At 53.0% G+C, this 18,482-nt stretch carries 19 protein-coding genes; 9 read left to right on the forward strand and 10 right to left on the reverse strand.

Annotation, left to right across the window (positions count from 1 at the left end):
* Positions 1-87 precede the first annotated feature (87 nt).
* Both IQ254_RS32040 and IQ254_RS09255 read left to right on the forward strand, forming a co-directional pair.
* Positions 88-210: a hypothetical protein gene (locus IQ254_RS32040; protein WP_255526990.1), complete on the forward strand. Its 123-nt coding sequence runs from the start codon at positions 88-90 to the stop codon at positions 208-210.
* A 34-nt stretch (positions 211-244) separates the two neighbouring features.
* On the forward strand, positions 245-1,096 hold the full coding sequence (locus IQ254_RS09255; protein WP_193965889.1) for an SDR family oxidoreductase: 852 nt from the start codon (positions 245-247) through the stop codon (positions 1,094-1,096).
* Between the two features lie 194 nt (positions 1,097-1,290).
* Here IQ254_RS09255 and IQ254_RS09260 read toward each other — a convergent pair whose 3' ends face one another.
* The 3 genes from IQ254_RS09260 to IQ254_RS09270 all read right to left on the reverse strand — a co-directional run bounded on the left by IQ254_RS09260 (position 1,291) and on the right by IQ254_RS09270 (position 3,873).
* Positions 1,291-1,473, reverse strand: coding sequence for a hypothetical protein (locus tag IQ254_RS09260; RefSeq protein WP_193965890.1), 183 nt, complete (start codon positions 1,471-1,473; stop codon positions 1,291-1,293).
* Between the two features lie 53 nt (positions 1,474-1,526).
* Positions 1,527-2,807, reverse strand: coding sequence for a tetratricopeptide repeat protein (locus tag IQ254_RS09265; protein ID WP_193965891.1), 1,281 nt, complete (start codon positions 2,805-2,807; stop codon positions 1,527-1,529).
* A gap of 280 nt (positions 2,808-3,087) precedes the next feature.
* Complete coding sequence (locus IQ254_RS09270; RefSeq protein WP_193965892.1) at positions 3,088-3,873, reverse strand: RNA polymerase sigma factor SigF; 786 nt, start codon at positions 3,871-3,873, stop codon at positions 3,088-3,090.
* A 321-nt stretch (positions 3,874-4,194) separates the two neighbouring features.
* Here IQ254_RS09270 and IQ254_RS09275 point away from each other — a divergent pair, with 321 nt between their 5' ends.
* Entirely contained in the window at positions 4,195-4,917 is a 723-nt protein-coding gene (locus tag IQ254_RS09275) for an HAD family phosphatase (RefSeq protein ID WP_193965924.1), read from the forward strand.
* Positions 4,918-4,962: 45 nt separating this feature from the next.
* Here the strand turns inward: IQ254_RS09275 and IQ254_RS09280 are convergent, their stop codons facing one another.
* From IQ254_RS09280 to trxA, 3 genes are all read right to left on the reverse strand, one after another.
* Positions 4,963-5,526: an NUDIX hydrolase gene (locus tag IQ254_RS09280; protein WP_193965893.1), complete on the reverse strand. Its 564-nt coding sequence runs from the start codon at positions 5,524-5,526 to the stop codon at positions 4,963-4,965.
* 68 nt (positions 5,527-5,594) lie between these two features.
* On the reverse strand, positions 5,595-6,092 hold the full coding sequence (folK, locus tag IQ254_RS09285) for a 2-amino-4-hydroxy-6-hydroxymethyldihydropteridine diphosphokinase (RefSeq protein WP_193965894.1): 498 nt from the start codon (positions 6,090-6,092) through the stop codon (positions 5,595-5,597).
* 3 nt (positions 6,093-6,095) lie between these two features.
* Complete coding sequence (gene trxA, locus IQ254_RS09290) at positions 6,096-6,416, reverse strand: thioredoxin (protein WP_193965895.1); 321 nt, start codon at positions 6,414-6,416, stop codon at positions 6,096-6,098.
* A 150-nt stretch (positions 6,417-6,566) separates the two neighbouring features.
* Between trxA and IQ254_RS09295 the strand changes: the two genes are divergently transcribed.
* Positions 6,567-6,806 (forward strand): hypothetical protein, encoded by a 240-nt coding sequence (locus tag IQ254_RS09295; protein WP_193965896.1) that lies wholly within the window; start codon positions 6,567-6,569, stop codon positions 6,804-6,806.
* Positions 6,807-6,826: 20 nt separating this feature from the next.
* Here the strand turns inward: IQ254_RS09295 and IQ254_RS09300 are convergent, their stop codons facing one another.
* Positions 6,827-7,687, reverse strand: a complete 861-nt coding sequence (locus tag IQ254_RS09300) for an alpha/beta fold hydrolase (protein WP_193965897.1) — start codon at positions 7,685-7,687, stop codon at positions 6,827-6,829.
* Between the two features lie 219 nt (positions 7,688-7,906).
* Between IQ254_RS09300 and IQ254_RS09305 the strand changes: the two genes are divergently transcribed.
* The 5 genes from IQ254_RS09305 (at position 7,907) to IQ254_RS09325 (ending at position 14,181) form a co-directional block, all read left to right on the forward strand.
* Positions 7,907-8,677: a DUF1350 family protein gene (locus IQ254_RS09305; protein ID WP_193965925.1), complete on the forward strand. Its 771-nt coding sequence runs from the start codon at positions 7,907-7,909 to the stop codon at positions 8,675-8,677.
* Positions 8,678-8,841: 164 nt separating this feature from the next.
* Positions 8,842-9,267 carry an ATP-binding protein gene (locus IQ254_RS09310; RefSeq protein ID WP_193965898.1) on the forward strand — a complete coding sequence of 142 codons (426 nt, stop codon included), beginning with the start codon at positions 8,842-8,844 and terminating at the stop codon, positions 9,265-9,267.
* Positions 9,268-9,296: 29 nt separating this feature from the next.
* Positions 9,297-10,091: a TIGR00297 family protein gene (locus IQ254_RS09315; RefSeq protein ID WP_193965899.1), complete on the forward strand. Its 795-nt coding sequence runs from the start codon at positions 9,297-9,299 to the stop codon at positions 10,089-10,091.
* A gap of 959 nt (positions 10,092-11,050) precedes the next feature.
* Positions 11,051-13,588, forward strand: a complete 2,538-nt coding sequence (locus tag IQ254_RS09320) for a bifunctional diguanylate cyclase/phosphodiesterase (protein ID WP_193965900.1) — start codon at positions 11,051-11,053, stop codon at positions 13,586-13,588.
* Positions 13,589-13,818: 230 nt separating this feature from the next.
* A complete protein-coding gene (locus tag IQ254_RS09325) occupies positions 13,819-14,181 on the forward strand; it encodes a co-chaperone YbbN (protein WP_193965901.1) in 363 nt (120 codons plus the stop codon).
* Positions 14,182-14,210: 29 nt separating this feature from the next.
* Here the strand turns inward: IQ254_RS09325 and IQ254_RS09330 are convergent, their stop codons facing one another.
* The 3 genes from IQ254_RS09330 to gyrA are packed head-to-tail and all read right to left on the reverse strand — an operon-like array spanning position 14,211 to position 18,430.
* Entirely contained in the window at positions 14,211-15,527 is a 1,317-nt protein-coding gene (locus tag IQ254_RS09330) for an ABC transporter ATP-binding protein (protein ID WP_193965902.1), read from the reverse strand.
* Between the two features lie 36 nt (positions 15,528-15,563).
* Positions 15,564-15,881, reverse strand: coding sequence for a hypothetical protein (locus IQ254_RS09335; RefSeq protein WP_193965903.1), 318 nt, complete (start codon positions 15,879-15,881; stop codon positions 15,564-15,566).
* Positions 15,882-15,889: 8 nt separating this feature from the next.
* A complete protein-coding gene (gyrA, locus tag IQ254_RS09340) occupies positions 15,890-18,430 on the reverse strand; it encodes a DNA gyrase subunit A (RefSeq protein ID WP_193965904.1) in 2,541 nt (846 codons plus the stop codon).
* Positions 18,431-18,482: the final 52 nt, after the last annotated feature.

Here is an 18,482-nt window from a genome sequence, read left to right on the forward strand (position 1 = left end):
GGGGGCGGGAGGGGGCAGACGCATAAACGCTAGAACCATTGGAACTAGCCTGAAACTCTAGCATCTTTAGGCTCCCTTGAGAATGAAATGGCCCTGCTACTCCATGACCTGCTGCAAACTGCTGGGCCAGAAACCCTTGATGGAGAAGGGTTTATGAAAACTTTGGGTTCTGGCATCATAGCGATCGCCAAGTTGGCCCCTATTTTGTAGCAAGGTATGAGTACAAAGTTTAACGGCAATTCTCATGATTCTTATAACAGGTGCAACTGGGAGGGTCGGTAGTAAGCTGGTTGAATCACTCTTACGGTCGGGCAAACAAGTAAGGGTGCTGGTCAGAAATTCGCAAAAAGCAGCTAACCTTCAAGCCTTGGGAGCATCTGTTTGCTTAGGCAATCTCAACCGACTAGATCATTTAGATATTGCGTTGCAGGGGTGCGATCGCCTTTTTTCAATTCCTCCCAATACGATTAATCAAGCCGAGCAAGAGATTCAACTTTACCAAGCAGCTAAACGCACTGGCATACGGCATATTGTCAAATTATCTCCTGTTAAATCTGACCCCAAATCACCTTGCCAGTTTTTCAAGCAACATGCCATCGCAGAGCAGTACCTAAAACAATCCGGTATCAAATTTACAATCTTGCAGACAAACTCGTTTATGCAAAACTTTCTATGGTTTTCTCATGAGATGAGGACAAAAGGCACATTGTCTTTGCCCATGAGAGACGCAAAAACCGCACCCATAGATATTCGTGATGTTGTGCTTGTTGGATCTGTAATTGTAACGGAGGAAAAGCATGAAGGGAAAACGTATAATTTAACGGGTCCAGAGTTACTCTCATTACAAGAGATTGCTGAAAAGCTCTCCACAGTCGCCAATCAAAAGATTACTTACATTGATGCTTCTCCATTGGATTTTAATCAGGCCCTAATTCGATCTGGCGTTTCAGAGTGGTTTGCTAAGGCAGTAACCACGTCTTGGCAAATCGCTAGCAAAGGAAGACCAACTCTTACTGGCGTGGTTACTAAAATTGGAAGAAAGCAACCAATCACTTTTAATGAATTTGCTCGAGATTATGAAGCAGTATTTGCATAAGAGTATTCCACCTAAAAAAACATCCCGATCAGGAACGCGAACTCGGCCCACTGGGCCAGTCGCGGAGAGACACCGGATAGGTATTTAGTTGGAATACTCTAAGAGTAGTTGTCAGCAGTCCAACACAGCGCTGGAGCAGACAGTCGAAAACTTGTGTGAAAGCTAAGTATGTCTGTTGCAGCTCAGCTTTGCCGTTAATCTAGACACACTTGCGGCTGTGAGGGCGATCGCGCCTCGTAGCCCCCTAGACCGCTCAGCCCCAGCACCACCGTCATCACGCCGGTATACCAGGCGGTGAGCTGCCAGCCGCTGTGGCGAAATAGCTGAAATGACTTCTGGCTTTCTCCTGATGGTTGATCCAAAATTAAGCGGCGCATCGAGCGCGCCGTTAACCATAACCTGCTGATTACGTTACCCACAGGTTCCAATACTACGGTGCGGGTTCTGGGGCATACAAATTCTCCGGCTGGGTCAGGGCTTGGCGGGCTTGGCTTTCCCAGATGTCGTCTTCAGGCCGGGTGGCATACTGCAAACAGCTCCTCCAAGCAGTGTTGGCGGCAGGTAGAGAGGAGTCAGCCGGAGCAGACGATTGGCCTAGGGCTTGGGCCAATAGACAGAAGGCATCGGGGCGAGGATTGGTTAAGGATTGGCCAACTACAATCGCCTCGAGCAAAGCCGTTTGAGCCTCGGCAAAGCGCTCTTGTTCCAGGCGCGCCTGGCCCAAATTTTTGTGCAGCAGGTATTGCAACTCGGGCGCCTGCTGGCTCAAGACCGGGTTGCCCAGGGCCGAGCGCAGCAGGGGCACGGCGTCTTCGGGGTTACCCTGCTGAATATAGAGATGGGCCAGATTGTTGTAGGCAGGTAGGTAGCCTCCCTGCACCGCCTTGAGGTATTCGGTTTGAGCCTGGTCAAGCTGCTGATATGCTTCGTAGAGCACGCCCAGGTTGAACTGGGCAGCGGGGTAGTCGGGCCGAATGCTGAGGGCCTGCTCGAAGTTGTCTTGAGCGCTGGCCCAGTCGCCTGATTCGTACTGCTCTTCGCCCGCTTGGTTGTAGGCTACGGCGATCCGGGGCAGCACCAGGGAGTGAAAGAGAAACAGCCCCAGGGCCAGGGCAAAGGCCAGGGCAAATTTAATTCTGGCCCAGTTTTTGGCAGCCGAACTACGGCTGGCGAGCACGCTTTCGAGCAGTTGCTGCCCCACTTTAGTCAGGGCACCGCCGCTGGCAAACAGGGTAAGAATAACCGGGGCGATCGCCCCCAGCGAGCTCCACACCCCTGGCGTATCGAGGGTAAAACGACTGGCGATATCTTGGGCCAGGGCCAAACTAATGGTGAGCATGGCGATGGTTAGCCCGCCCCACAGCCAGGCCAGAGCATCCTTGGGCGGTTCCAGTTCGGGGGGGTACCACCACCAGTGGTGCTCTGGGGGATGTACGCTTTTGCGCCAGTCGACCAAGGCGGGCACCGCTCGCAGCTGGTCGGTGTGGCGACCCAGAATGGCATCGGTATTGGCCAGGCTTAACCAAAATTGGGGCGGCAGGGTCTGAGCCTCGGGTATTTCACCGAGCTGATCGATCAGGTGCTGAATGCGATCGCGCGTTCTCAGCATGGTTAGTACCGGCTCTGGCTCCCAGGTTGGGCTGTTTGCCAACTGGTCTACCAGGGTCTGGTACTGGTCATAGGCGCTGTGTAGCGGGTGAGAGGCTACCATATCGTTTTGCCAAGGCTGTGAGGCTTCGTATAAACCTACAGGCAAAAGACCGATAATTCCTGACTCCTTTTAGGAAAGCAATAGGAAAGCAAGCTTCTGGGCCTGCCCCCAACTAGAAAAGCTATTCGATGCGATCGCGGATGATGGGTCGGGCAGCTTGATAGTAGGTGCCGCACAGCCAGAGGTAGTCGCCGGTAGTTGTAGCAATGAGAACGCCGTAGGGAGTCTCTAGAGACTCCCTACGGCATACTGCTCTCGTAGGTCTGGGGTTGGTGAAGGGCTATTGATCAGTATGCAATTCCTGAGGTTGTAGGAAAGCAATCATTTCATCGACTCCCCGCTGAATACGACGGGTGACAGTCATGGGGCTAACGCCAATTTTTTCGGCAACCTCTTTACGAGATAAGCCCTTAAAAAACACAAACTCAATAGCCGTGCGAGTTTTAGACTCAAGCTGGTTTAGAGCTCGCTGAATTTGCTGGCGATCTTCTTCTAGGGCCTGCATCAGCTGATAGTGGGTATCCGGCAACGTCTCACCAAGGGTAATATTAGAGTCGACTTGCTGACAAACAGTCGCATCCAGGCTGAGGGGCAAACGGTTTTTATGGGCCATTTTGACCTCTCGCCATTCTTTAACCGAGACACCTAACGCATCAGCCATTTCCCCGTCACTGGGGTTACGGCCAAAACTGCGCATCAGTTCCATCTGGAGCTTTTGGGACTCCTTTTGCAGATCTTGCCAGCGACGGGGAATCTTAACCGTCGTGCCGCGATCGCGAAGGAAATGCAGCATCTCGCCACGAATATAAGGAACTGCAAAAGAGCTAAAAGCACAGCCCTGGCCAGGATTAAACCGCTCAATCGCACGAATTAAGCCAATGTAGCCAATTTGCTCCAAATCTTCATAGGGTTCAGAACACTGGTGGCTGACTCGATGGGCGATCTTACGCACTAAGCCAGCGTTTAACTGCACAAGCCTATTGCGCAGGTGCACAGAGGGAGACTGCTTGTACTGCATCAGCAGTTCCATACCACGGGAGCGAATTGTCGAAGTTTCAGTAGCCATATCTGCGGATGTCCTTACGAGAGCGGGTTCGCTGGGAACTGTACCCATTCTCTGAAGTGACGCCAGTATGCACCATGGTTGATCCACGGTACTCTGACGAAGGCTAAGTGGAGTTCTCCGTAGTTCTACGGGCATACTATTTCCCGATCGGAGTAGTAACCTCCAAACTTAGTCTCTATCAGCAACCAGATTGATGCTCGCGCCTTTGACATTCAAATCTCGCAATTCCTGGCCTAGGAAGCCCCCTTGCCATTTCAAAATCGGGCTAAACTAAAAGCTAACCAATGCTTTGCATTTCTTTACGGTTTCCCAGCTAGGTTTATGGCTATCAAGGCTGTTCTACTCGACTTTAACGGGATTGTTATCAACGACGAAGCCATCCATGAGCAGCTGATTGACGAATTACTCCTTGAAGAAAACCTGCGACCCAACCCCCAAGATATTGTCGATTGTTGCCTAGGCCGATCGGATGCAGCGTGCCTCAGAGATTTACTGACTCTTCGGGGAAGAACAGTATCTGATAGCTATCTAGAAAAATTACTCGATCGCAAAGCAACTCGCTACCAAGAGATCTTACGCAGGTTAGAGCGTCTTCCCCTTTATCCAGGCATTGATGACTTGATTTATCAGGTTAGGTCAGCTCAGCTGAGTCTAGCCATCGTATCTGGCGCCCGACGCAGTGAAATTGAGACCGTACTATCGTTAGTGAACTGGGGCGATTATGTAAACCTCATTATCTCAGCAGACGATCTTCCCTTTGGTGTGAGTAAACCTAAGCCAGACGGCTTCACAGCTGCGATCAATCAGCTCAACAATCTATCAGTCGGTCTAAATCTCCAACCAGCTGAGTGTCTAGCGATCGAAGACTCTTTTGCCGGTATAGAGGCTGCAAAGCGCGCTGGAGTACCCGTCTTAGGAGTCGCGCACACCTACCCCTATCAAATGATTCATCGTCGAGCTACCTGGGTGATTGATCATCTCTATGAGCTCAATCTAGACTGGCTCAAGCCTTACTATGGCACCAGCGGCTCTCCAAGTGTTTAATTAGACGGTCGACTAAGATCGATGATTTGCTCTGGGGCAGATCTTTTAGAGGGCAGCCAATTTCTCAAGGTAGGGCTTGGCCAAATAGAAACTGGCGATCGTCTTGGCGTCGATCGCTTCTCCTGCCAAAATAGAATTTTCGAGTTGGGTGGGAGACAGTGAAATAACCTCCATGTCTTCGTCGGCATCGGCGGCAGGGGGAGCCTCAATTGGTTCTAGATCGGTAGCCAAAAAGGCATAGATAATTTCGTCAGAATATCCTGGAGCTAAGGGGAAGTTACCCATGGGCAACCAGGTTTTGGCGGTGTATCCAATTTCTTCCTGAATTTCTCGGCGAATGGTATCGATGGGGGTTTCTTCGGACTCAAGGGTGCCTGCGGGAAACTCTAGCAGCCGACCCAGTACGGCAAAACGATACTGCCTCACCATAATCAAATCGCCCTCGGTGGTAACAGGAACCGCTAAAGCGCCGCCAGGGTGACGAATGCATTCCCAATCGCCTTCGGCACGGTTAGGCAGTCGTAACCGATTGACCTCAAAGTTAAACTTACGCCCTTCGTAGAAAAGACGCTGTTTTAGTAATTGGGGTGGCTCTTGACCAAGCGACATGGGTGAAAGACTCTGGAGACAACTCATGTTCGCCCTATTGTAGCTGTCTTTAGCCACCCGATTGAGGCCTAGGCGACAATCGGACCAAGCCGTTGTACTCCTGAGGGGTTTACCGATTGGCAGAGGGTAAGCACTGTTTGACCACTAATCGGGTCACACCAATTGGGGGCGATCTCGGCTAGTGGAATAAGCACAAAGGCGCGTTCCCGGAAACGAGGGTGGGGGATTTCTAGAGTTGGTGTGGTGACAACAGCCTGATCGTAAAACAATAGATCGAGGTCAAGGGTGCGCGGTCCCCAGCGCTGTTGGCGTTCTCGACCAAACTGCTGCTCTATACTAAGCAACTGGTGCAGCAAAGCTACTGCCGACAGCGTCGTGTCAAGCAGAACACAAGCATTGAGGATGTCGGGCTGGGGAGGACCTATAGGAACCGTTTGGTAAAGGCTCGATTGAGCCACCACGGTCATTAGGGGAGGGCAGTGGAGAGCTTGGAGGGCTTGAAATAGCGTGTGCTGAGAATTGCCCAGATTGCTGCCCATTGCGATCGCACAGGGTACTTTTGCCATTGCTCAGGCAAGATGGGGACGTAGCCGAGTTACCAGTTGTTCGGCAGGCAATACTCCTTCGATACGGTCAATGGGTTTTCCGGCTTTGAACAAGACCAGTGTCGGCAAGGCTGCAACCTGATATTGAGATGCAATTTGCGGATACTTGTCGGTATCAATTTTAACGATTTTTAGCTCCCCTTTAAGGCGACGGCTGACCGTAGCTAAAATGCTGGCCATCATTTGACAGGGGCCACACCAAGTAGCGTAAAAATCAACTAGCACTGGGGTTTCGGCACCGGCTAATAGATCTTCAAAACTCTGAAATTGTTGCTTATTGGCCATCTCAAGTCTCCTTAGAGAAAATCCTGTTGCTTAAGCAACACCATCACCCATTGATTTAATATAAACTGCAATTTTATGAATTATTTTATGGGTCTAATCAACTCATGGAACGTTAGTTTAACTAAATCTAAGCGCTATCTGGTGAACCAAATGCATATTGAGAGAAATGAGTCTCAGAAGCTCAGCGAAGCCGATCTAGCCCACCTTGAACAACTGCGGAATTTAGTCCGTCATGCCTTGGCCGATGGAAAACTCTCCCAGAGCGAACTAGAAGATATCAAGACTCTGCTCTATGCTGATCACCGCGTCACGGTAGATGAGTTGGTAACCCTACGGACAACTATTCGTCAGGTATTGGGAGATGCCGCCTTAGAGTATGACTGGCAGTGATACCTTAGCCCTAGCGTCAACTACACATTCATTTGACGCAGAAAACTATCGAGGGCCGCAGCTACTTTTTCGGCCCAGTCTTCCTGAGCATAATGGCCTACCTCGGCTAGGGTTTGTAGTTCGCCGTTGGGCAGAGCCTGCACGGCTGCCTCAGCTAAGCTCACCGATAGCCAGGGATCACTCTGCCCCCAGAGGACTAGGGTAGGGTGATCCCAACCAGGTAGGGCTGCAGCAATGGCCTGACTATGGGCTTCCACAGATAGTTGACGTACAGTCGTCATCAAGGCCCGACCGACATCCGAGCTCTTGAGAAAGGGACGGCGATAGACATCTAAGTCGGGATCGTCTATTTGATAGGGCCCTCCACCTTCTAGGGTGCGATCGACTAGGAGCGGGTCTTGGGTAATCATGTCTCCGGCCAAGGGCCAGCCCATCTGGCGTATTTTCCAAGGTAGTTTAGCGCCAGGGCCTATGGGTGCATTAATCATTGCCAGGCGGTCGACTCGACTGGGGTTTTGCAGAGCATACTGTATGCCAACCGAGCCGAGAAACCCTTGGGCAACTAGGTGCACTTGGGGAAGATCCAGAGCATCTAAAAATTCACCTAGGGCAACACTGAGGGCCTCAGGCGTGTAGGAAAAAACACGGCGATCGGGCTTGTCGGAAAAGCCGTGGCCAATCCAGTCAGGGGCAATGGTACGAAACCCCTGCTGGGCTAGGGGTGGCATGACCTGACGCCAGCTATAGCTCTGAGACACTAAGCCATGGAGCAAAACCACGGGCAACCGAGATGAGTCAACGGTGGGCTGCAGTTCACGGTAAAACCAGGTCAGTCCATTGACCGCTATCGTCCGCTCTGCGATCGCATCCCCCTGTGCCATAACTTTTTCCTAACTCCGCCCACTGAGCTTACTGCCCTAGCTCAACGAAAGGCAAGTGTCACAGTAAGGTCTAGGCAACGTCTAAGGGCTCTTAGATTTCAGTCCTCTAGCCAGACTGGCTACATTAGTCTAGAAGGAATACTAGTTCAACAACGGCCTGTGGGTATGACGCTTAGTTTTGACCACGCCCAATCAGCACGAACATAACTACCGATGACTATGAACTGGCAAGAGGTATCTGGCAACTGGATTCTGGTGCCGCCAAACCCCAGAGCGATCGTACATTTCCTCGGGGGTGCCTTTGTGGCAGCAGCGCCTAGCGTGACGTACCAGTGGCTGCTTGAGAACCTAGCCCAGCAGGGCTATCTGGTTGTAGCAACCCCATTTATCAATACCTTTGATCACACGGCTATTGCCCAAGAGGCACTGATCACCTTCGACCAGGCCATGGAATATTTGCAAAAGCGCGTGCTCATTCACCATGACCCTTTACCGATTTACGGTCTAGGACACAGCCTGGGCTGCAAAATACATCTGCTGATCAACAGCCTCTGGGACATAGAACGGGCCGGAAATATCTATATGAGTTTTAACAACTACCCAGCCCGACGATCGATTCCGTTCTTAGAGCAAGTAGTGCAGTTCAACCCAGCCTTTAACGTTGAGTTCACCCCTGACCCTGAGACCACCCTGGCACTGGTACGCAATCAATATCCAGTTTCCAGCAATCTACTGATTAAATTTCGCAGCGATACCATCGACCAAACGCGGCCTCTCTCTGAGGTACTGGTGCAACGCTTTCCTCGCCTCACCACCGTACAAATTCTCCAGGGCTCCCACACCACGCCCATCGCTCAAGATCTTGGCTGGCAGCCGGGCGAGTCATTTAGCCCACTTGATGCCCTAGGGCAGTTTGTCAAACAAGAGTTTTATCGCGATCTCGGCCATCTACGCCATGTGCTATTGACCTGGTTAGACCCCTATCGATAAAAAGCACTCAGGCTCACTTCAAGGGATCTCAGGCCTATGTCTTACAATGCCTCAACGGTTCCGAAACATCCTCCCTCCAGATGTAAAACTCTTGTCTTTGGGGCGTTTGCCAGGGTAGGCTGAGGCCTATGATGCAAGGATGAGCTATCTAGCTATTGCCTGCTTTGACCTATCAGCACACCAGTCAGATTGACATCCAGACCGATCCTACAGCGCTAAAGTCGGTGCTGGCCTGGTTTGATCAGTTTCAGACATCCCCAATTCCTCACAATATCTGGCTCCAATGCCAGCTGGCGCTAATTGAGGGCTTTACCAATGCCGTGCGCCACGCCCACGCTGAGCTACCCCAAAGCACCCCCATACGGATTGAGGTCTCGGTTAGCGATCGCGCCATCGAGATTAAAATTTGGGACCGTGGCCCTGGATTTGATCTCGCTTCGGTACTGCGGCACAAAATTACTGCCAACGATCCCAACTCTGAGGGAGGGCGCGGCCTAAAAATTATGTACCTGGTGGCCGACCGTCTGACTTACGAGCCAGACCCTGACCAGGGCAACTGTTTGCACTTGCACAAGGTATTTGATATCTAGACCTAACGCCCAATTCACGAGGTAAACCAATGGTTTTAGACTTAGCATCTATACCGCTGCTTTGGATAGGATGGCTGTTGGGAGGAATGATCAATACAGCCCTGTTGGCGGTGGCTTGGCAAGCGCCCAAGAAGCTGCTTACCCCGGCGGGTTATCTGCATGCCTGGGTTCTAGGTGTCTTGATCTGGGGATGCTTGGGTTGGCGCGGCTACGTTGTCATCATGGCCTATTTCTTGGCTGGCTCAGCCGTAACTCGATTGGGTAAAGCGCGTAAAGAAGCTGCGGGCATTGCCGAGGGCCGCTCAGGGGCCAGAGGGCCAGAAAACGTCTGGGGGTCTGCCTTAACCGCAGCAGTTTGTGCCGGAGCGATCGCACTGCTCGAGTTAGCTGGTAGCCCGCTCCAAGCCGAGCGGTGGATTCCCCTATTAGCGTTAGCCTACGTCAGTAGCCTGAGCACTAAACTCTCGGATACAACCGCCAGCGAGATCGGCAAAGCCTATGGCCAGCACACCTTTTTAATCACTACCCTGCGACCAGTTGCTGCCGGTACCGAAGGGGCCATTAGTGTAGAGGGAACATTGGCCGGAGTGATCGGTTCAGCCATTATTGCCCTGGTAGGTCTGGGGGTAGGGCTGATTGGCCCCTGGGAAATAGGCCTGTGCTTAGTATCGGCTTTTGTTGCCACCACCGTTGAAAGTCTCATTGGCGCAACCCTTCAAACTCGGCTGGCCTGGCTAACTAATGAGGTGGTCAACGGCATCAATACAACCATCGGTGCCCTAGTGGCACTCCTGCTGGGACTAGCTGGGCAATTGTTGGCCTAGAAGCTGTACCTCTGCTCCATTCTATTTGCCAAAATAATTTTAGGGGCAAATCCGTAGGTTTACGGACGACTTTTTTGCGAGGCAAACAGGGAAATCACTTCACACGAGCATTCTTGGCTTTACAGATCCCCTCCATCTCGAAAAATTGACGAATTTTTACCAAACTCTCATGAAATTTATCCGGATCAAATATTGTCCTCAGTAAAACTTCTGAGTACAAACTTCCGTAAGTCCTCTGTCGATAGCTGCCCTTACCTTCGGTCTTAATAGATTTAAGCTTTGCTATCTAACTGCCAACCGGCCTCTAAAATCCTAGACAGCGAAGCCAGGGTGTTTAACTGTTGTTTAAGGGGCGTCTACCCTCAGGTTTCATCGATCAAACCTGGGACTACAACGATAATCACGATGCAAACTCCGCTAGAGAAAACGTTTAGTTTAGGTCACTCAGTGCTAGCAATTGGCGTACTATCGCTGGCCATAATGATTCTATGTCAGGCCTTCGGATTAGGAGCGGTTGCCAGCGCCAATAGCCGAGACGAATTTCCGGGCCGTCGTCAAGGCGGCGGCACCCATTGGGTGACTCCTATTCCAGCCGGGGTAAATTAGCTCTGAACCCTGGAATGCTGTTTCTATCCTGATCCACTAGGGTGTCAGCAATGATAGGGCTAGAGCAGCATAAATTTATCTAACGCAACGACGGCAGTTCTGCTTAGGAACTGCCGTCGTTGCGTTAGATCTTCATATTCCTGATGACCGCAACAAAGACTATACCCTCAGGCTAAAAACCATAACCTCAGGCTTTTGGTGACCAACTACTCTGTATATTGGCCCAGGTTACTAAAGTATCGAAAATAACATTGCAGGGGAAAGGGCAGAGGTTATCGGTATGATCTGGGCATGCTTAGGAAAAATATCTTGACTGGCCCCCGTCAGTTCTTGTTGTCAAAGGCCAAACAGGTGTGAAAGCAACAATTAAAGCCATAAACCACCGGCTGCATCGTCATGTGGTGCCGTGGGTAGTGCGTTGGTGGGGTATTACTCCCCTCAATACCGGTAGCAAGATTGTGCTGTTAGCCAGTGTGCTGACCAGTGCCCTGGTAACGGGGATGAAAGTCGCTACCATACTGGAGCCAGCAGAACTATTTCTGTTCGACCGGCTAGTGCGATCGCTTCCCAGCGAAGATCTAGACCCTCGTATGACCATCGTAGGCATCACTGAGGCCGATATTCGTCAATATGGCTGGCCTCTGAGCGACCAGGTACTCGCCCAAGTCATTAACCAAATTCAAAATTATCAGCCCCGGGTTGTCGGTCTAGATCTCTATCGCAGCACCCCCCGCCCGCCCGGTTCTAGCGAGCTAATTGAGGAGTTAGCTAATCCCAACCTAGTTGCCATTAGGAATGTAGGCAGCACCCAAGGACAATCTGAGGTGCCTCCCCCCCCCACCGTCGATAGGGATCGAGTCGGTTTCAATGACTTTCCCACAGACTCTGACGGGATTATTCGCCGTAATCTGATATTTGTACGCAGCCAGGAGGGCGGGTACTACTCCTTTGCGCTACGAGTCATCATGGCCTATGCAGGCTACTCTGCCGATGCTCTCAGGGCCGAAGAAAATTATCTTTACCTCGGCGATCGCGCCATTCCAGTTCTCTCTGCCCAAGATGGCGGCTATCAAAACGTGGATAGCCGAGGCTACCAAATTTTGCTGCGATATTATACGGCCCAGATGCCTGCCCAGCATATATCCATTAGCCAAGCACTGAGCGGGCAGTTTGACCCCGATTGGATAACCGACAACATTGTCCTAATTGGCACTGCGGCAGCTAGTCTTAAAGACCGATTTTATACTCCCTTTAGTTTCAATCAAGACAACGAGCTAACCATGCCAGGGGTCGCCATCCATGGCCAGATGATTCGACAAATGCTCGATATTGTCGATGGACAGCTGGCACTCTATCGATTTTTACCCCAATGGGCTGAAGGATTGTGGCTGTGGGGTTGGTGTCTGGCTGCTGGTGGGCTGGCCTGGGGAATCAAACGCCCTAGCCTTTTACTCCTTGCCAGCAGCCTGCTAATAGCCGGACTCATCGGTATCGGATGGCTAGGCGTCAGTCGGCTATTGTGGATACCTCTGATCGAACCAACGACAGGCATGATTGGCACCATCGCCGGGGTGCTAGCCTACAAGCTGCTTTACCGTACTACCCACGACTCCCTCACTGGTTTACCCAACCGAGAGGCCTTTATGGGCACTATTCAGCAGGCTTTACACCACCGACGACCTACCGAACCACCGGTCATAGTGGCTTTTATGGGTATTGACCGCTTTAAGGTAATCAACGAAAGCCTTGGCCACCAGGTCGGAGACGAAGTTCTGCAAATGATGGCTCAACGGCTAGTACAGCACATGCCTCCGGAAGCACAAATCGCTAAAGTCGGTGGCGATGAGTTTGCGCTTTTATTAACCCACTTACCCAGTTCTGAGGCTAGGGATCTAATCGATCGTCTGCAAGATGCCCTTTCAGAACCCTTCACCCTGCGCGGCCAGAAATTACCCAGCACCCTCAGTATTGGAGTCGCCATTAGCCAACCAGAGCTGGAACATAAACCAGCTAACCTGCTCCGCGATGCTCACACAGCCATGTACCGGGCTAAAGCCCTTGGCCGATCGCGCTTTGAAGTATTTGCCGCCGGCATGCTCGCTGACGCGGTAAATCGCCTTCAGCTCGAGAGTGATTTACTCAGTGCCCTAGACAACCATGAGTTTTTGCTCTATTACCAACCCATTATCAATCTCAAAACTCAACAACTAGCTGGATTCGAAGCTCTGGTGAGGTGGCGGCAAAAAGACCGCGGGTTTGTATTGCCCAGTGCCTTTATCCCAGCAGCTGAAGAAACCGGATTAATTATGGCTTTGGGCCAGTGGATTTTTAGAGAGGCCTGTTGGCAACTGCGTAGCTGGCACGATCAATTTCCTCAACATCGACACCTGACCATGAGCATTAACCTCTCCAATCGGCAGTTTGGTCAACCTAACTTGATTGCCCAAATTGAGACCGCATTACAAGAAACTCAGGTCAATGGTCACTGTGTGCGGTTAGAAATCACCGAAAGTATGGTGATGGGGGATGTCGATGCCGCCATTGATTTAATGCTCAAGCTTAAGTCATTAGATCTCAAGCTAGCTATTGATGACTTTGGTACAGGCTACTCATCGCTCAGCTACCTGCATCGCTTTCCTATGGACACCCTCAAGGTCGATAAATCCTTCGTCGGTCGCCTGGAGAAAAGCAATGAAGATCGAGCCATTATCCACACTATTTTGACCCTAGGCCAAAAGCTAGGCATGGAGGTAGTTGCTGAAGGCGTCGAAACCGAAACCCAGGTAGCCATGCTGTGCCAGGAAGGCTGTGACTACGGTCAGGGGTACTTTTTTGCCAAGCCACTGCCGGCAGCGGATGCCTTTGCTTTGCTCCAAAAGCACCCGCTTTGAGCGAGCTCAAAGCTAGACCAACGTTATTCAATGACTAGAGAAAAATCTGTGTTAGGAATCTAACATAATCCTTGATCCTGACCATTAACTTCTATTCTGCACTGGTCTACAATGATCCCTATAGCAATCTCCGTATAAACGTTGAAGCCAGATACCTGATTGAGCAAAGCAGCTTTGCCCAAAACCGGATCCAGCAAGATAGTTATCTTTCCTTACAAAATCCATATCCAATGTCTGTTGATGAAACCACTTTCAGATCATCTGTACTGGAGTCACAGATCCCGGTACTTGTTCACTTTTGGGCGCCTTGGTGTGGACTCTGCAAACTGATCACGCCAATTTTGCAAACCTTTCAGGCCGAATGGGTGGGGCAAATAAGCCTTGTGGATATCAATGCCGACGAAAATTTTCGTCTAGCTACGACCTATCGGCTGTCTAATTTACCTACCCTGTTGTTGTTTGAGCAGGGTGAGCTGTGCCAGCGAGTCGAGTCATTTCGGGGCACGGAAGATCTGCGTTTAGTTCTAGATGCGTTTATGCACCACCGAGAGTTAACCTATGACATTCCTCGGCTAGTGCGTATCTACCCTTGAGGGGCCGATTGAGTCGCAAACAGGGTTGTCTAGTCGTTATTCCAAAGGGATCGATCAGTGATGGGGTCAAACAGGTGTACTTTCTCAGCGGCGATCGCCAGCCAGACCTCATCGCCAATACGGGCTGGTGCCTCGGGGGAAATTTTGGCTTGAAGAGTCAGTGCCTCAGTCCGCACCGTCAGATAAGTCTCGCTACCCAGAGCTTCTAGGTGGGTGATCTGTCCGTGAATATTTTTGGGGGCGGGCAGGGCCAGACTCAGGTGCTCAGGGCGAATGCCGAGCAGTACCTCTCGGTTATCGTAGGGCAGCAGACGATCGTCCCAATGGCTAGGCAGCGACAGCCGAAAGTCGGGGTGGGTGAGCAAAAACGGAGCTTGCACCTGCACAGGCATAACGTTCATGGGTGGTGAGCCGATGAACCCAGCCACAAAGCGATTAAGCGGGCGATTATATAGGTCTAGCGGCGAGGCCACCTGCTGAATTTGCCCCTGGTTCATCACGGCGATGCGGTGGCCCATGGTCATGGCTTCGACCTGGTCGTGGGTGACGTAAATCGTTGTAATGCCGAGCTGGCGCTGCAAGTTTACGATCTGAGCGCGGGTTTCCATCCGCAGCTTGGCATCTAAGTTGGAGAGGGGCTCATCCATCAAAAACACCTGGGGGTTGCGGGCCATGGCTCGCCCCAGGGCTACCCGCTGCTTTTGTCCGCCCGAGAGCTGGCGGGGGTAACGACTCAGCAGCCGATCGATTTGCAGCATTTTAGCCACCGCCCGTACCCGTTCGTCGATCAGACGCTCGGCCTCGGAGACATAGCGCAGCCCAACGGGCAATCGTCGGGTGATGGCGACTAGGGGCTTTTCCCACCAGTGGCTTTGGGTCAGCAGACGCTCTAATTCCTGATTGGCGGGGGAGTCGCTAATGGGGGTAGGGTTCACTCCCGCGTCTAGATTCGGCAGCGTTTTTTCGAGATCGGCCCCCATGCGGCGGAGGCCAAAGGCCAAGTTATCGTACACCGACAGATGGGGGTAAAGGGCGTAGCTCTGGAACACCATGGCGGTGTCGCGCTGCTTGGGGGGCAGGTCGTTGACTTTGCGATCGCCCACCCAGATGCTGCCGCCGGTAATGCTCTCTAGGCCCGAAATCAGCCGCAGTAGGGTGCTCTTGCCGCAGCCCGAGGGGCCCACCAGCACCATAAACTCACCGTCATCAATGGTGAGGTTGATGCGTTTGAGCACCGCCGCCGTTTCATGGTCGATTTCGGCAGCTGCACTGTTCTCCTTGGTTCCATGGACCTGGCGAGACTTGGGAAAGGTTTTGTAGACATTTTCGATGACGACGTGGGCCACGGCAGGTTGGGCGAGAAAACAGCAAAGATCTAGAGCCTACAGCGAAACCGAGGCAGTTTGCAGCTGCGCCTCAATGGCGTCACAGGCAGCAGTTACCCCATTTTCTGCTTGGATGATACGCCCAATGGCTTCGGCTTTAGCGGCATAGCTAGAATTTACTAACAATTTCTGCAGCACTTTGGCCACGGGTGCAGCGGCATAGCGATCGCGATGAATCGTCAGTAAGGTACCCAGACGCTTGGCCCTAGCGGCATTGTCGGGCTGGTCGTGGCTGTAGGGCATAACCAGGGTGGGCCGACCTGCATAGCTGTGCCGTGGCGTAGTGCTACGCCCTCCGGTAGATCGCAAATCCAAAATTTATCTTACTCTGCTGCGGTCAATGATCGGGCACTGGGGCCACCATCGGGCACCATGACGTGCCGCACCTGGCTGACGGTTTCCCCCTTATTGGGCTTGACGATGCGATCGCTCTCTCCGGTTCTCCCCTGACGCGGCACCGATGCCGTGGGGATGATGGCGGTGCGGTCAGCACTGGTGAACAGAGTTACAGCTTCCTTAGGCACCGCCGGCAGTAGAGCCACCAGGCGATCGCTCTTAAGGCTGAACTGAAACGACTGGGTGCCAATATCGCCGCGCTTTGCTACCCGCAGCCCCTCAATGGGCAGACGTTTGGCATAGCCCGCCGCCGTCACCAGCAGTAGACAGTCTTTGCTCGACTGTACCGCCACGCAGCCCGCCAGGGTCTCTTGCTTACCCATGCGAATGCCTTGGGGCCCCTGGGCCGCCCGCCCCATTACCGCCAGGTTATCGTCATCGAGGGGAAACCGCAGCAACCGCCCGCCGGTCGTACCCAGCACCAGGTCATCACCAAACTCAGCCAGGGTGACATGGGCCAGCTCATCGCTGTCTTTCACTTTCATTGCGGTGAGGCCGCGCCCGGTCAAGTTGGTGAATTCTTTCAGCGGTGCGCGCTTGATTTTGCCCTTGCGGGTGACCAAAATCAGGTCGTGCTCCAGCAGGTCGTCGCGGATAATTAGCTGAGCCACAACGGCATCTGGGTCGGGGGGCACCGAGCCCGGCAGCAGGTTCACCAAGGGCGCGCCCTTACCCTGGCGCGGGTTATTGGGAATAGCCTCTACCGACAAGGTAAAGGCGCGACCGTCACGGGTGAGCGCCAGCACCTCCTGGGTAGTGATGGCCGCCGCCAGCTGCACCACTGGGTCATCGTCAATGGCGTGGAGCTTGGGGTTGGTGTCGGCCTCTAGCCGGGCCTGCCGCCGTTGGTAAGATTTTTGCGAATATCGCCGCACGTAGCCCTTTTGGGTAAATTCCACCACCGTCTCTTCTTCGACCGCTTCGGCGATGATTTCTTCGACCTGCTGCGACTCTTCTGCCCGCTCTTCATCGGTTTGAATGCGGGTGCGGCGGGGGTCACTAAACTTTTTCTTCAGGGCTTTGAGTTCTTTTTTCAGGGCTTTGAGGAGCTCTTTGCGATCAGACAGCAGCCGGGTCAGATCGTCGCGCCGCTGGCTAAATTCGTCGAACTCGGTTTCTAAGCCCTGGCGCTCCATGCCAGTGAGTTTGCGCAGGGGCATGGCCAAGATGGCATCTGCCTGGCGATCGCTGAGGTCAAACTGCTGCTGAAACTGCTGTTTAGCCGTGGTGCCATCGGCAGCATGGCGCAGAATATCGATCATGGCATCCAGGTTGCCCAGGGCCGTAAGCAGCCCTGTCAGAATATGCAGCCGGTTTTCGGTTTTGTCGAGCTGGTGCTGGTAGTGGCGGGTGAGGGTGATTTCGCGGAAGTCGAGAAACGCCTGCATGACATCGCGCAGGGGCAGCTGACGGGGCTGGCCATTGTCGAGGGCCAGCATGATGACGCCAAAGTTAGTCTGGAGCGGCGTGGTGCGGTAGAGATCTTGCAGCACTCGCTGGGCCGGGGCTTCCCGCTTGAGCTCGATCACCACCCGCATGCCGTCGCGATCGCTCTCATCCCGAATATCGGCGATACCTTCTAGTCGCCCCGCATTGACCAGCTGGGCAATTTTTTCAATCCACCCTGCCTTATTCACCTGGTAGGGCAGCTCGGTGACGACGATAGCGTTACGCCGCTGCCGCCCTCGCCCCGGATGCACCTCTTCGAACTGGCAAATGCCGCGAATGGGAATGCTGCCTCGCCCGGTGCGATAGGCATCCAGAATGCCTTCAGTGCCAATGATTTCGCCGCCAGTGGGAAAATCGGGGCCAGGAATCAGGCGAAAGAGGTCGTCATCCGCTAGGCTAGGCCGCTCAATCAGCGCCACCAGCCCGTCAATTACCTCGGCCATGTTGTGGGGCGGAATATTGGTAGCCATGCCCACGGCAATGCCCGACGAGCCATTGAGCAGCAGATTAGGTAGCTGTGTGGGCAGCACCACCGGCTCCTGCTGAGAGCTATCAAAGTTGTCGCTAAAGTCGACCAGAGCCTCGCTAATATCGCTCAGCATAGCGTCGTTGCTGATCGGCGAGAGGCGCGTCTCGGTGTAGCGCATAGCCGCTGGCGGGTCGTTATCCACCGAGCCAAAGTTGCCGTGGCCGTCGAGCAACGGGTAGCGACTAGAAAAGGTTTGCACCATGCGCACCAGGGCGTCGTACACCGCCTGGTCGCCGTGGGGGTGATATTTGCCGAGCACATCGCCCACCACGCGGGCACATTTGCGATAGGGGCGATCGGGGGTTAGCCCCAGCTCATGCATGGCGTAGAGAATGCGCCGATGCACTGGCTTGAGACCGTCGCGCACGTCGGGCAAGGCCCGGCCTACAATCACACTCATGGCGTATTCCAGGTACGACCGCTGCACCTCGGTATGAAGCGAGGTGGGCACAATTTGCCCGGAGGCGAGCATGTCGAGTTGGTCGGCCATGGCAGGTTCCTGAGTGAGAAAAAAGTGAGTGAGTGAGACGGTGTCGGTTAAC

The organism is Nodosilinea sp. LEGE 07088 (genome assembly GCF_015207395.1).
Taxonomy (GTDB): Bacteria; Cyanobacteriota; Cyanobacteriia; order Phormidesmidales; family Phormidesmidaceae; genus Nodosilinea.

Coding starts and splice junctions, on each gene's coding strand:
- IQ254_RS32040 (WP_255526990.1), top strand. CDS start 88: ATGGCCCTGCTACTCCATGACCTGCTGCAAACTGCTGGGCCAGAAACC.
- IQ254_RS09255 (WP_193965889.1), top strand. CDS start 245: ATGATTCTTATAACAGGTGCAACTGGGAGGGTCGGTAGTAAGCTGGTT.
- IQ254_RS09260 (WP_193965890.1), bottom strand. CDS start 1,473: ATGCGCCGCTTAATTTTGGATCAACCATCAGGAGAAAGCCAGAAGTCA.
- IQ254_RS09265 (WP_193965891.1), bottom strand. CDS start 2,807: ATGGTAGCCTCTCACCCGCTACACAGCGCCTATGACCAGTACCAGACC.
- IQ254_RS09270 (WP_193965892.1), bottom strand. CDS start 3,873: ATGGCTACTGAAACTTCGACAATTCGCTCCCGTGGTATGGAACTGCTG.
- IQ254_RS09275 (WP_193965924.1), top strand. CDS start 4,195: ATGGCTATCAAGGCTGTTCTACTCGACTTTAACGGGATTGTTATCAAC.
- IQ254_RS09280 (WP_193965893.1), bottom strand. CDS start 5,526: ATGTCGCTTGGTCAAGAGCCACCCCAATTACTAAAACAGCGTCTTTTC.
- folK (WP_193965894.1), bottom strand. CDS start 6,092: ATGGCAAAAGTACCCTGTGCGATCGCAATGGGCAGCAATCTGGGCAAT.
- trxA (WP_193965895.1), bottom strand. CDS start 6,416: ATGGCCAATAAGCAACAATTTCAGAGTTTTGAAGATCTATTAGCCGGT.
- IQ254_RS09295 (WP_193965896.1), top strand. CDS start 6,567: ATGCATATTGAGAGAAATGAGTCTCAGAAGCTCAGCGAAGCCGATCTA.
- IQ254_RS09300 (WP_193965897.1), bottom strand. CDS start 7,687: ATGGCACAGGGGGATGCGATCGCAGAGCGGACGATAGCGGTCAATGGA.
- IQ254_RS09305 (WP_193965925.1), top strand. CDS start 7,907: ATGAACTGGCAAGAGGTATCTGGCAACTGGATTCTGGTGCCGCCAAAC.
- IQ254_RS09315 (WP_193965899.1), top strand. CDS start 9,297: ATGGTTTTAGACTTAGCATCTATACCGCTGCTTTGGATAGGATGGCTG.
- IQ254_RS09325 (WP_193965901.1), top strand. CDS start 13,819: ATGTCTGTTGATGAAACCACTTTCAGATCATCTGTACTGGAGTCACAG.
- gyrA (WP_193965904.1), bottom strand. CDS start 18,430: ATGGCCGACCAACTCGACATGCTCGCCTCCGGGCAAATTGTGCCCACC.